The sequence below is a fragment of the Pseudoalteromonas sp. TAE56 genome (assembly GCF_000497955.1).
Lineage (GTDB): Bacteria > Pseudomonadota > Gammaproteobacteria > Enterobacterales > Alteromonadaceae > Pseudoalteromonas.
This window is the reverse complement of the sequence record NZ_AUTN01000138.1, coordinates 141,077-155,434: the sequence shown is the minus strand read 5'-3', so window position 1 is coordinate 155,434 and position 14,358 is coordinate 141,077. Positions and strand designations below refer to the sequence as shown.

Annotated in this window: 8 protein-coding genes; all 8 read right to left on the bottom strand. The window is 43.1% G+C overall.

The window, feature by feature from the left end; translation table 11 throughout:
- Position 1: 1 nt before the first annotated feature.
- The 8 genes from tuf to rplJ all read right to left on the bottom strand — a co-directional run bounded on the left by tuf (position 2) and on the right by rplJ (position 14,038).
- Positions 2–1,186: an elongation factor Tu gene (gene tuf, locus L656_RS0116975; RefSeq protein ID WP_024596766.1), complete on the bottom strand. Its 1,185-nt coding sequence runs from the start codon at positions 1,184–1,186 to the stop codon at positions 2–4.
- 62 nt (positions 1,187–1,248) lie between these two features.
- Positions 1,249–3,363 carry an elongation factor G gene (fusA, locus tag L656_RS0116970; RefSeq protein WP_024600089.1) on the bottom strand — a complete coding sequence of 705 codons (2,115 nt, stop codon included), beginning with the start codon at positions 3,361–3,363 and terminating at the stop codon, positions 1,249–1,251.
- Positions 3,364–3,390: 27 nt separating this feature from the next.
- A complete protein-coding gene (gene rpsG / locus L656_RS0116965; RefSeq protein ID WP_010555004.1) occupies positions 3,391–3,861 on the bottom strand; it encodes a 30S ribosomal protein S7 in 471 nt (156 codons plus the stop codon).
- A gap of 97 nt (positions 3,862–3,958) precedes the next feature.
- On the bottom strand, positions 3,959–4,333 hold the full coding sequence (rpsL, locus tag L656_RS0116960; RefSeq protein WP_002958885.1) for a 30S ribosomal protein S12: 375 nt from the start codon (positions 4,331–4,333) through the stop codon (positions 3,959–3,961).
- Positions 4,334–4,527: 194 nt separating this feature from the next.
- Complete coding sequence (gene rpoC / locus L656_RS0116955) at positions 4,528–8,703, bottom strand: DNA-directed RNA polymerase subunit beta' (RefSeq protein ID WP_024600088.1); 4,176 nt, start codon at positions 8,701–8,703, stop codon at positions 4,528–4,530.
- A gap of 104 nt (positions 8,704–8,807) precedes the next feature.
- Positions 8,808–12,833: a DNA-directed RNA polymerase subunit beta gene (gene rpoB / locus L656_RS0116950; protein WP_024600087.1), complete on the bottom strand. Its 4,026-nt coding sequence runs from the start codon at positions 12,831–12,833 to the stop codon at positions 8,808–8,810.
- Between the two features lie 271 nt (positions 12,834–13,104).
- Positions 13,105–13,467 (bottom strand): 50S ribosomal protein L7/L12, encoded by a 363-nt coding sequence (rplL, locus tag L656_RS0116945; protein ID WP_002958882.1) that lies wholly within the window; start codon positions 13,465–13,467, stop codon positions 13,105–13,107.
- Between the two features lie 76 nt (positions 13,468–13,543).
- The gene (rplJ, locus tag L656_RS0116940; RefSeq protein WP_002958881.1) at positions 13,544–14,038 is read right to left on the bottom strand and encodes a 50S ribosomal protein L10; all 495 of its coding nucleotides are present in this window, start codon (positions 14,036–14,038) and stop codon (positions 13,544–13,546) included.
- Positions 14,039–14,358 lie beyond the last annotated feature (320 nt).

Here is a 14,358-nt window from a genome sequence, read left to right as displayed (position 1 = left end):
ATTACGCTACGATAGTTGCTACAACACCAGCACCTACAGTACGGCCACCTTCACGGATAGCAAAACGAAGACCTTCATCCATCGCGATTGGTGCGATTAGAGTTACTGTCATCTTGATGTTATCACCAGGCATTACCATTTCTACGCCTTCTGGTAACTGTACGTCACCCGTTACGTCAGTTGTACGGAAGTAGAACTGTGGACGGTAACCTTTGAAGAATGGAGTATGACGACCACCTTCATCTTTCGAAAGTACGTATACTTCTGAAGTGAATGTAGTATGTGGGTTGATTGAACCAGGCTTAGCTAGTACTTGACCACGTTCAACGTCTTCACGTTTAGTACCACGTAGAAGTGCGCCGATGTTTTCGCCAGCACGACCTTCGTCTAGAAGCTTACGGAACATTTCAACACCAGTACAAGTAGAACGAGTTGTATCATTGATACCAACAATTTCTACTTCGTCATTGATGCGGATGATACCAGCTTCAACACGACCAGTTACAACTGTACCACGACCCTGGATTGAGAAAACGTCTTCGATAGGCATGATGAATGGCTTATCGATGTCACGCTCTGGCTCTGGGATGTAAGAATCAAGTGCGTTTGCAAGCTCAACAATCTTATCTTCCCACTCTTTCTCGCCTTCTAACGCTTTAAGCGCAGAACCAGCGATTAGAGGTAAGTCATCACCTGGGAAATCGTATTCTGAAAGAAGTTCACGAACTTCCATTTCTACTAGTTCAAGTAGTTCTTCGTCATCTACCATGTCACATTTGTTCATGAACACGATGATGTAAGGAACGCCAACTTGACGAGAAAGAAGGATGTGCTCACGCGTTTGTGGCATAGGGCCATCTGTCGCAGCAACTACTAAGATCGCGCCGTCCATTTGAGCAGCACCAGTGATCATGTTTTTAACATAATCGGCGTGACCAGGACAATCTACGTGTGCGTAGTGACGTGTAGGTGTATCGTATTCAACGTGAGACGTTGAAATAGTGATACCACGTTCGCGCTCTTCTGGAGCGTTATCGATTGATGCGAAATCTTTAGCAACACCGCCGTATACTTTTGCAAGTACGTTAGTGATTGCTGCAGTTAGTGTAGTTTTACCGTGGTCAACGTGGCCGATTGTACCAACGTTTACGTGCGGTTTTACGCGTTCAAACTTTTCTTTTGCCATCTTAAAAAATTCCTAATAAAGAAATTAAAGCCTGACTCACTATTGAGCCAGACAAGCTAAAATTATATAACAGCGCGAGCTGAAATTATTGTATCTGCAACATTTTTAGAGGCTTCAGCGTACTTCACAAACTCCATAGAGTATGAGGCACGGCCCTGTGTTGCAGATCGTAAAGCAGTCGCATAACCAAACATTTCAGAAAGAGGAACTTGCGCATTAATTTGCTTAAGTCCACCTAATGCATCTTCCATGCCTTCGATTATGCCGCGGCGACGGTTTAAGTCGCCAACTACATCACCCATATTTGAATCAGGAGTGAGTACTTCAACCTTCATTACTGGCTCTAAAAGTACAGGGTCAGCTTTACGCGCCCCATCTCTCATTGCCAGTGAACCTGCTATTTTAAATGCCATTTCATTCGAATCTACATCATGGAATGAACCATCATATAAAGTCGCTTTAACGCCAAGTAATGGGTAGCCTGCCAGTACACCTTGAGACATTTGCTCTTGGATACCTTTGTCTACCGCAGGAACGAACTCTTTAGGAACAGAACCACCTACGGTTTCGTTAACGAACTCATAGATTGGTGACTCATCATCCGTAATGTCCATCGGTTCAAGTTTAAGCCAAACGTGACCATATTGACCACGACCACCTGACTGACGTATAAACTTCCCTTCAACCTTAACAGTTGAACGAATAGCTTCTCGGTATGAGACCTGCGGCTTACCAACGTTACATTCAACACTGAATTCACGTTTCATACGGTCGACGATGATATCTAGGTGAAGCTCACCCATGCCAGAGATTATAACCTGGCCTGATTCTTCGTCAGTTTGTACGCGAAAAGAAGGGTCTTCAGCAGCTAGTTTACCTAGCGCGATACCCATCTTATCTTGGTCAGCTATAGTGCGAGGCTCAACCGCAATAGAGATTACTGGTTCAGGGAATTCCATACGCTCAAGCGTAATTATAGAATTCGGATCACACAGTGTTTCACCTGTTGTTACGTCTTTAAGACCAATAGCTGCCGCGATGTCGCCTGCGAAAACTTCTTTGATCTCTTCACGAGAGTTTGAATGCATCTGTACGATACGGCCAAGTCGCTCACGCTTACTTTTTACTGGATTATATACCGTGTCACCCTGTTTAACAGTACCAGAGTAAACACGGAAAAAGGTCAAGGTTCCAACAAACGGGTCTGTTGCAATCTTAAAAGCGAGTGCAGCAAACGGCGCTTTATCATTAGCTGGACGTTCTTCCTCAGTACCATTTTCTAGAATACCTTGGATTTGTTTCACTTGCTCTGGTGACGGCATATACTCAACAACGCCATCAAGCACAGCTTGAACGCCTTTGTTTTTAAATGCGCTACCACAAGTAACTGGAACAATCTCATTCGCTAATGTTCGTTGGCGTAAAGCATTTTTAATTTCTGCTTCACTTAACTCTTCACCTTCTAAGTATTTATCCATTAGTTCTTCTGTTGCTTCAGCAGCGCTTTCAACTAAATGAGAGCGCCATTCTTCAGCTAATTCCAGAAGTTCTGCCGGTATTGCCTCATAAGAGAAAGTCATACCCTGGTCCGCTTCGTTCCAGTTAATCACTTTCATTTTAATAAGGTCAATAACACCTTTAAAGTCGTCCTCAGCGCCTACAGGCAACTGAATTGGAACAGGCGTTGCTCCAAGACGAGATTTCACCTGGCTAACCACTGCTAAAAAGTCAGCGCCCGTGCGATCCATTTTATTTACGAAGATCATTCTCGGAACTTCGTATTTGTTCGCTTGACGCCAAACTGTTTCAGTTTGCGGCTGTACACCAGATGAAGCACAAAGAACAACTACCGCACCATCAAGTACACGTAAAGAACGCTCTACTTCAATAGTGAAATCTACGTGTCCTGGAGTATCAATAATATTGATACGATGGGCGTCAAATTGAGCGTCCATCCCTTTCCAAAAACACGTTGTTGCAGCAGAAGTGATTGTGATACCACGCTCTTGTTCCTGCTCCATCCAATCCATAGTTGCAGCGCCATCATGTACTTCACCGATCTTATGAGAAAGACCTGTGTAGAACAGAACACGTTCTGTTGTGGTGGTTTTGCCTGCATCTACGTGAGCAACAATACCTATATTACGATAGCGCTCAAGTGGAGTTGTACGTGCCATATGATCCTCTTAAAGGTTAAAGACAGATTACCAACGGTAATGAGCGAATGCTTTATTCGCTTCAGCCATACGGTGAACGTCTTCACGTTTCTTAACCGCAGTGCCTTTATTATCAGAAGCGTCAACGATTTCTTGAGCTAAACGTAAGCCCATAGATTTTTCGCCACGCTTACGTGCAGCGTCTACTAACCAACGCATACCTAATGCGTTACGACGAACTGGACGTACTTCAACTGGTACTTGATAAGTTGAACCACCAACACGGCGAGATTTAACTTCTACCTGTGGGCGAATGTTATCAAGTGCAGTTTCAAAGATTTCTAGGTGCGACTTGCCTGATTTCTCAGCAGCCACGTCTAGCGCACCATAAACAATTTTTTCAGCAGTAGATTTCTTGCCGTCTAACATCACGATGTTAACGAATTTAGCAAGAAGTTCCGATCCGAACTTAGGATCTGGAAGAATTTTACGTTGACCGATTACGCGTCTTCTAGGCATTTTGTATCTCCGGTTTATTCAGGTTTGCTCTTTCGAGTCAATCACCCAAAACAATAATTATAAATATTTAGTGCTTGGCCTTACTAACGGAAAACAATTAGCCTTTAGGGCGTTTTGCACCGTATTTAGAACGAGCTTGACGACGATCGCTAACGCCTGCACAGTCAAGTGCACCACGAACAGTGTGAAAACGCACACCTGGTAAATCTTTAACACGACCACCACGGATTAGGATTACACTATGCTCTTGAAGGTTATGACCTTCACCGCCAATGTATGAAGTTACTTCGAAACCGTTAGTTAAACGTACACGTGCTACTTTACGTAACGCCGAGTTAGGTTTCTTAGGTGTAGTTGTATATACGCGAGTACATACACCGCGCTTTTGCGGACACGCTTTTAGTGCAGCTGAGTTACTTTTCGTAACCTTGCTACGGCGTGGCTTACGCACTAGCTGGTTAATAGTTGCCATTTAAATAGCTCCTGAAATTAAAATTACTACTGAAAAAAATAAAAAATCCGCCCTTTATTTACGAGCCTGCATTGAGCACACAAGTAAATGGGTGGCGGAATTTTAATGAGCAAAGTTTAACCTGTCAACCTAAACTAACCGTAAGACAGCATATAACTGCCTCACGATCACTTAATCTATTGATTAAGAACAGTTTATTGATTTCCAGACAAATCAGCATTTAGAGCGTCTGTAAGTGCTTGAGTTGCCTCTTCTGCACTTACTGTTTGCTCTTCTACTACTACTTTGCTTTGTTTACGGCGAGCCATACGTTCTTGATGATACGCAAAACCGGTACCGGCTGGGATCAAACGACCCACAATTACGTTTTCTTTCAGACCGCGAAGCTCATCGCTCTTACCATTCACTGCCGCATCTGTAAGAACACGTGTTGTCTCTTGGAAAGACGCTGCAGAGATGAAAGATTCTGTTGCTAGTGATGCTTTTGTGATACCCATTAACTGGATTTCAAACTTAGCTGGTATCTTACCTTGTTTTTCAAGGTCACGGTTTGCGATATTAACGCGCGCCACTTCGATTTGTTCACCGGCTAAGAAGTCAGTATCACCACCGTGTATGATGGTACATTTACGAATCATCTGACGGATAATTGTTTCAATGTGCTTGTCATTGATCTTAACGCCTTGCAAACGGTAAACCTCTTGCACTTCGTTAACGATGTAGTTAGCAACATGAGTCACACCACGTAGGCGTAAGATGTCATGCGGCGATTCAGGACCATCGGCGATAACTTCACCTTTAGACACTTGCTCACCTTCAAACACGTTAAGTTGACGCCACTTAGGAATCATTTCTTCGTAATGATCGCCTTCTGCTGGAGTAATAACTAAACGCTTCTTACCTTTGGTCTCTTTACCGAAGCTAATAGTACCAGTTACTTCAGCTAATATAGCTGGTTCTTTTGGCTTACGAGCTTCAAATAAGTCGGCTACGCGTGGTAGACCACCCGTGATATCACGAGTTTTCGAACCTTCTTGCGGAATACGTGCTAACACGTCACCTGGGTTTGCTGTAACGCCGTCAATAACTTCAATCGTCGTGAATGAAGGAAGACGTGTTTCTTGCAGACCGCGCTCTTCATTTTCAATGATAAGCTTTGGTTCTTTCGTATTTACTTTAGCAAGATCTTTAACAACTATACGGGTTAAACCGGTTAGTTCATCAGTCTGCGTTTCTGTATTTGAATCATCGATATCGCTAAACGATACTTTTGATTTATGCTCAAGAACGATTGGGTGACTATGCGGGTCCCAAGTAGCAACGATGTCGTTACCTTGAACTTCAGCATTATCTTGCACTGTTAATACCGCACCGTAAGGTACTTTATAACGCTCTTTTTCACGACCATAGCTATCAATGATAGTGATCTCAGTAGAACGTGAGGTAATAACAATCTTACCATCTGTATTTAATACATATTTAGCGTTGTGCAGTTTTAATGTACCGTTAGTTTTAACTTGTACGTTGTTTTCTGCTGACGCTCTTGATGCTGCACCACCGATGTGGAATGTACGCATCGTAAGCTGTGTACCCGGCTCACCGATTGACTGCGCCGCGATAACACCGACTGATTCACCCGCGTTAATGATATGACCACGTGCAAGGTCACGACCATAACACTTAGCACATACACCAAAGTCGTTATCACATGTGATAACAGAACGTACGCGAACTTCATCCACTGAGTGCTCTTCTAAAAGATCACACAGTTTTTCATCAAGCATGATATTACGTTCAACAAGTACTGTATTAGTACCTGGAATTACAATATCTTCAGCAACAACACGACCTAGAACACGTTCACGAAGTGCTTCTACAACATCACCACCTTCAATAAGCGGTTTCATTGTTAAGCCATCTTCTGTGCCACAGTCATCTTCATTGATTACCAAATCTTGTGCAACGTCTACTAGACGACGCGTTAGGTAACCCGAGTTAGCTGTTTTAAGTGCTGTATCGGCAAGACCTTTACGCGCACCATGCGTTGAGATGAAGTACTGAAGTACGTTTAGACCTTCACGGAAGTTAGCTGTGATTGGCGTCTCGATGATTGAACCATCTGGACGTGCCATTAGACCACGCATACCCGCCAACTGACGAATCTGTGCAGCACTACCACGAGCACCTGAGTCGGCCATCATAAACACTGAGTTAAATGACGGTTGCTCTACTTCTTCACCTTTAGCATTAATAACTGTGTCTTTCGACAAGTTAGACATCATTTCACGTGATAAGTTTTCGTTTACACGTGACCAGATATCGATAACTTTATTGTACTTTTCACCAGCCGTTACAAGACCTGATTGGAATTGTTGGTTGATTTCAGTAACTTCAGCTTCAGCTGATTCAATTATCTGTGCTTTAACCGGTGGGATAACTAAGTCATCAATACCGATAGAAACACCTGACTTCATTGCGTAATGGAAACCGGTGTACATAACTTGGTCAGCAAAGATAACTGTATCTTTAAGACCTAGACGACGGTAACACTCATTCAATAAGCCAGAAATCTGCTTTTTACCTAGCGGCTGGTTGATTGACGCAAACGGCATGCCTTTAGGTAAAATTAGAGACAAAATTGCACGACCAACAGTTGTATCGATAACAGTGATAGTATCTTCTACTACGCCGTCTTCGTTTTTAACTGATTGGCTAATACGTACTTTCACAATAGCGTGAAGGTCTGCATTGCCACTACGGTATGCTTTTTCTGCTTCTTTTGGATCTTTAAATATCGCGCCTTCGCCTTTAGCGTTAATGCGGTCACGAGTCATGTAATAAAGACCCAATACAACATCCTGTGAAGGAACGATGATTGGCTCACCATTCGCAGGAGATAGAATGTTGTTTGTTGACATCATCAATGCACGAGCTTCAAGCTGCGCTTCGATTGTTAACGGTACGTGTACCGCCATTTGGTCACCATCGAAATCGGCGTTGTAAGCCGCACATACTAATGGATGCAAATGAATCGCTTTACCTTCGATAAGCACAGGCTCAAACGCTTGGATACCCAAACGGTGAAGTGTTGGTGCACGGTTAAGTAATACTGGATGTTCACGAATTACTTCGTCAAGTACATCCCATACTTCCGGAACTTCACGTTCAACCATCTTCTTAGCTGCTTTGATTGTCGTAGCCATGCCGCGACGCTCTAATTTGCCATAGATGAATGGTTTAAATAGCTCTAGTGCCATCTTCTTAGGAAGACCACATTGGTGAAGCTTAAGTGTAGGACCAACTGTGATTACAGAACGGCCTGAATAATCTACACGCTTACCAAGTAAGTTCTGACGGAAACGACCTTGCTTACCCTTGATCATATCAGCAAGAGATTTAAGAGGACGCTTGTTAGAACCTGTAATTGCACGACCACGACGACCGTTATCAAGTAGCGCATCTACCGCTTCTTGTAACATACGTTTTTCGTTACGTACAATAATGTCTGGTGCTGCTAAATCTAGTAGACGCTTAAGACGGTTATTACGGTTAATAACACGGCGGTAAAGGTCGTTTAGATCAGATGTCGCAAAACGACCACCGTCTAATGGTACTAATGGGCGTAGATCTGGTGGCAATACTGGAAGTACTGTCATGATCATCCACTCAGGGTTATTACCTGATTGGTGGAACGATTCCATTAACTTAAGACGTTTAGTGATTTTTTTACGCTTAGTTTCAGAGTTAATTGTTGGTAACTCTTCACGCATCTCAGCAATTAATTGAGCAAGATCGAGTTCACGAAGCAAGTCTAAAACTGCTTCAGCACCCATCTTCGCTTCAAACTCATCACCATGCTCTTCTAGTGAATCTAAGTATTCTTCTTCACCTAATAGCTGACCACGCTCAAGCGTTGTCATACCAGGCTCAGTTACTACGAATGATTCGAAGTAAAGAACACGTTCAATATCACGAAGCGTCATATCTAGCATTAAGCCAATACGTGACGGTAATGATTTTAAAAACCATATATGTGCAACTGGGCTCGCAAGGTCGATATGACCCATACGATCGCGTCGCACTTTAGTGAGTGTTACTTCAACGCCACACTTTTCACAGATCACACCACGGTGTTTAAGGCGTTTATATTTACCACATAAACACTCATAATCTTTCACTGGGCCGAAAATACGGGCACAGAATAAGCCATCGCGCTCAGGCTTGAAAGTACGGTAGTTAATAGTCTCAGGTTTCTTTACTTCACCGTATGACCATGAACGAACCATGTCTGGTGAAGCAAGACCAATGCGAATTGCATCGAATTCTTCGGTCTTATTTTGTTGCTTCAGAAACTTAAGTAAGTCTTTCACCTTAGCTCTCCTGTCGGAGTTAATCTTGAGGACGGATAGTCTCGTCCCTACATTCTATTCAGCCGTAACAGATGCTGCAGCGTTAACTGCAGCATCTAATTGGCTTAATTTTCTTCCAACTCGATGTTGATACCCAGTGAGCGGATTTCTTTCAACAATACGTTGAACGATTCTGGCATACCGGGTTCCATTTTATGGTTACCATCAACGATGTTTTTATACATCTTAGTACGACCGTTCACGTCATCCGATTTCACTGTTAGCATTTCTTGTAGAGTGTAAGCAGCACCGTAAGCTTCAAGTGCCCATACTTCCATCTCACCAAAACGCTGGCCACCGAACTGTGCTTTACCACCCAGCGGCTGCTGAGTAACAAGGCTGTAAGAACCAGTAGAACGTGCATGCATCTTATCGTCAACCAAGTGGTTAAGTTTAAGCATGTACATGTAACCAACAGTTACTTGACGTTCAAACTGATCACCAGTACGGCCATCATAAAGTGTAACCTGACCACTACGAGGATAGCCCGCAAGCTCAAGCATGTCTTTGATTTCGTTTTCTTTCGCGCCATCAAATGCAGGAGTAGCTATTGGTAAACCACCTTTTAAGTTTTCAGCTAGACGACGAATTTCGTCATCAGTGAAGCTAGCAATGTCTACAACTTGGCGAGATTCACCAATTTCGTAAGCTTGCTTGATGAATTCACGTAGCTCATGAAGCTCACGTTGTTCTTTCATCATCTCTTCAATACGTTCACCGATACCACGTGCAGCAAGACCCATATGTGTTTCAAGGATCTGACCGATGTTCATACGCGATGGTACACCTAGTGGATTCAATACGATATCTACCGTACGACCTTTGTCATCGTAAGGCATATCTTCTACTGGTACGATAGTCGAGATAACACCTTTGTTACCGTGACGACCCGCCATTTTATCACCCGGTTGGATACGACGTTTAACAGCTAGGTATACTTTAACAATCTTAAGTACGCCTGGTGCTAGGTCATCACCTTGGGTAATTTTACGACGTTTGTTTTCAAACTTCTTATCGTATTCAGCTTTAAGTTCATCGTACTGTGCAGCTAGTTGCTCAAGCTCAGCTTGCTTGTCTTCTTCAGCAAGGCTTTGCGTAAGTACTTTTTCAGCATTTAGAGATGCAAGTTTATCTTCATCAAAACCAGCAGCTATAAGTAGCTTACGTGCACGGTCTAAAACGCCTGCTTCTAAAATACGGAACTCTTCGTTGAAGTCTTTCTTCGCTTCGCGAAGCTGCATGTCTTCAACTTCTAACGCGCGTTTATCTTTTTCAACACCATCACGGGTGAAAACTTGCACGTCAATTACTGTACCAGTTACAGAATTTGGTACACGTAAAGAGCTGTCTTTAACGTCAGACGCTTTTTCGCCGAAGATAGCACGCAGTAGCTTCTCTTCAGGTGTAAGCTGTGTCTCGCCTTTAGGAGTCACTTTACCTACTAGGATATCGCCGCCTTTAACTTCAGCACCAATATATACAACGCCTGATTCATCAAGCTTGCCTAGCGCAGACTCACCCACATTCGGGATATCTGCAGTGATCTCTTCTGGACCTAATTTAGTATCACGGGCAACACACTGTAGTTCTTGAATATGGATAGTCGTTAGACGATCTTCTTCAACTACGCGCTCTGATAACAAGATTGAATCTTCGAAGTTGTAACCGTTCCATGGCATGAATGCCACGCGAAGGTTTTGACCAAGGGCTAAGTCACCTAAGTCAGTCGAAGGACCATCTGCTAACACGTCACCACGAGTAACCGGTTCGCCAACCATACAAGTTGGCTTTTGGTTAATACATGTATTTTGGTTTGAACGTGTGTATTTGGTTAAGTTGTAGATGTCGATGCCCGCTTCACCAGGAATGCGTTCTTCTTCATGTACATTTACAACGATGCGACTTGCGTCAGCATACATTACTTCACCACCACGTTTAGCAACGATAGTTACACCAGAATCTTTCGCTAGTGTTAACTCAATACCAGTACCTACTAACGGCTTATCCGCTTTCAATGTTGGTACTGCTTGACGTTGCATGTTTGAACCCATCAATGCACGGTTAGCATCATCGTGTTCTAGGAACGGGATAAGTGCTGCCGCTACAGAGATCACCTGTTGTGGTGATACATCCATATACTGCTGGTCCATGCGACCCATAAAGGTAGATTCACCTTTGTGACGACATGGGATAAGTTCATCAACAAACTCATTGGTTTCAGTTAAGTTTGAGTTCGCCTGTGCAATAACAAACTGACCTTCTTCAATGGCTGATAAATAATCAACTTCATCAGTTACAACACCGTCTACCACTTTGCGGTAAGGTGTTTCTAAGAAACCGTAGTCATTTGTACGTGCGTACGTAGACAACGAGTTAATTAGACCGATGTTTGGACCCTCAGGAGTCTCGATTGGACATACGCGACCATAGTGAGTTACGTGAACGTCACGTACTTCAAAGCCTGCGCGTTCACGAGTTAGACCGCCCGGACCTAATGCAGAGATACGACGTTTATGCGTAACTTCTGATAGTGGGTTATTTTGGTCCATAAACTGTGATAACTGAGACGAGCCGAAGAACTCTTTAACAGCTGCCGAAATAGGCTTAGCGTTAATAAGATCTTGTGGCATTATCGCGTCAAGGTCACCTAAGCTTAAACGCTCACGTACAGCACGTTCAACACGTACTAGACCAACACGGAATTGGTTCTCAGCCATTTCGCCAACACTACGTATACGACGGTTGCCTAAGTGGTCGATATCATCAACATCGCCTTGACCGTTACGAATAGCAATTAATACTTTCATAACAGACACGATGTCTTCTTTGCTTAATGTGCCAGGGCCTGTGTCTGTATCGTAACCAACACGGCTATTGAACTTCATACGACCTACAGTAGATAAGTCGTAACGTTCTTCAGAGAAGAACAAGTTCTGGAATAAGGCTTCAGCCGCGTCTTTCGTCGGTGGCTCGCCTGGGCGCATCATGCGATAAATTTCTACTAGTGCTTCTAAACGGCTGCTTGCAGAGTCAATGTTCAAAGTATTTGACATGTAAGCACCGCTGTCCACTTCATTGATATATAACGTATCAATTTTAGTGTAACCAGCTTTAACCAATTCAGCCATTAGCTCTAGAGTTAGCTCGTCATTTGCATTTGCAATAACTTCACCAGTTGACTCATCAACATAGTTTTTAGCTACAATACGGCCAATGATGTACTCATGTGGTACTTCTAATTGCTTAATGCCTTTCTTCTCGATGCTCTTGATGTGGCGAGCCGTAACACGACGACCGCTTTCAACAAATACTTCACCGTCTTCGCTCTTGATATCAAAAGCGGCAGTTTCACCACGTAAACGCGAAGGTACAAGTTCCATAAGAACTTTACCGTTCGTTACTTCAAACGTAGTGTTATCGAAGAACATATCTAGGATTTGTTCGCTAGAATACTCTAGTGCACGTAGGATGATAGACGCCGGTAATTTACGACGGCGGTCAATACGTACATATAAGTTATCTTTTGCATCAAATTCGAAGTCTAACCATGAACCACGGTAAGGTATAACGCGTGCGTTATATAATACTTTACCCGATGAATGGGTTTTACCGCGGTCGTTATCAAAGAATACACCAGGGCTACGGTGTAGCTGAGAAACGATAACACGCTCTGTACCATTGATTACAAAAGTACCGGTATCTGTCATGAGCGGAATTTCGCCCATGTAAACTTCTTGCTCTTTAATGTCTTTAACTGTGCCTGGTGCTTCTTTGTCCATAACAACAAGACGCAGTTTCACGCGAAGTGGAGCAGAATAAGTCACACCGCGAATTTGACATTCTTTTACATCGAAAACTGGCTCACCAATACGATAACTTACGTATTGAAGCTCAGAATTTCCCGAGTAGCTTTTAATAGGGAACACAGAACGGAAGGCAGCTTCCAAACCATGATCGCCATCAGCGTCCGGCACTAAGAATTTTTTAAACGATTCTAACTGTGTAGACAGTAAAAAAGGTATATCCAAAACTTGTGGACGTTTACCAAAATCCTTACGGATACGTTTCTTTTCAGAATAAGAGTAAGCCATGGGGTTCCTCAGCTTGCTGATCTTTGACCCGACCTGTTCTTGTAAGAACAGACTTAACTGGCAGCTATGCCAAGATTTTACAACATTTAACTGTTGTTCTAATTAGATCTCACTTTAACACTAGCAAACTATAAAGCGTTGAAAGTAAAGAAAAAATCAGATTTTATTTGAACTAAAAGAGTGCATCACTCTATAGCGCAAAAAGGCCGGTGATTAAATAATCACCAGCCCTTGCCTGATTTCTCAGGCAGCGAACTTAGCAAAAGCTAAATTACTTAACCTCAACTTCAGCACCAGCTTCAGTAAGATCTTTTGCAAGTGCTTCAGCTTCTTCTTTAGATACACCTTCTTTAACAGGTGTAGGAGCAGCTTCAACAAGAGCTTTCGCTTCTTTAAGGCCAAGGCCAGTTGCGCTACGAACAGCTTTGATTGCAGAAACCTTGTTAGCGCCAGCGCCAGTAAGGATTACGTCAAATTCTGTTTTCTCTTCAGCAGCTTCAGCAGCTGGACCAGCTACCATTGCAGCTGCAGCAGTTACGCCGAATTTTTCTTCCATTGCTTCGATAAGAGCAACAACGTCCATTACTGACATTTCAGCAATTGCGTCAAGGATTTGGTCTTTAGATACAGACATTACAAATTTCCTAATAATTAACGGACATTACGTCCAAATAAATTTTACACCGAAAGTGAGATTAAACAGCTTAAAATTAAGCAGCTTGCTCTTCTTTCTGTACACGTACTGCTTCAATTGTTTTACACAATTTGCCAGCAGACGCTTCTTTCATAGCACTCATTAAGCGTGCAACAGCTTCGTCGTATGTAGGTAATGTAGCAAGCATTGCTGCATCAACAACATTTCCTTCAAAAGCGGCCGTTTTAAGCTCGAATTTCTCATTCTTTTTCGCGAAATCTGAAAAGATACGCGCAGCAGCACCTGGGTGCTCTGATGAGAAAGCGATTAAGCTTGGACCAACAAATGAATCAGAAAGACACTCAAAATCTGTTCCTTCAAGAGCACGTTTTGCTAAAGTGTTACGGACAACTTTCATCCAAACACCATTTGCACGAGCTTCTTTACGAAGGGCAGTGATTGCGCCAACTGTTACACCACGAGAATCTGCAACAACTGCAGATAGAGCACCATTGGCTGCTTCGTTGACTTCAGCAACTATTGCTTTTTTGCCTTGAAGATTTAAAGCCATGGGTGTTACTCCTGGTTTAATGGGGATACCGATTATCGGATTCCCCTGTTCTACTCTTCCCTACCAAACAAGGTAGAGATGCTTTTTACGGCGAGAGCCAGAAGGATTAGGAAAAATCTATCTGGGGTCTACACCGTCTACGTAGGTGAATATTAAGGCCTAAGCCACCTACGGTCTTGGACGGAAGCCCAATTTATCGCTTTGCCAAAGGCTTAGCGAAATTATGGACTTCAACCCGAATTCTTTACTTTGCCAATTAATAAATTAATCAACAAAATGGCGCAAAATTATAGTACAAATTTCACGCCATGTAAACACTA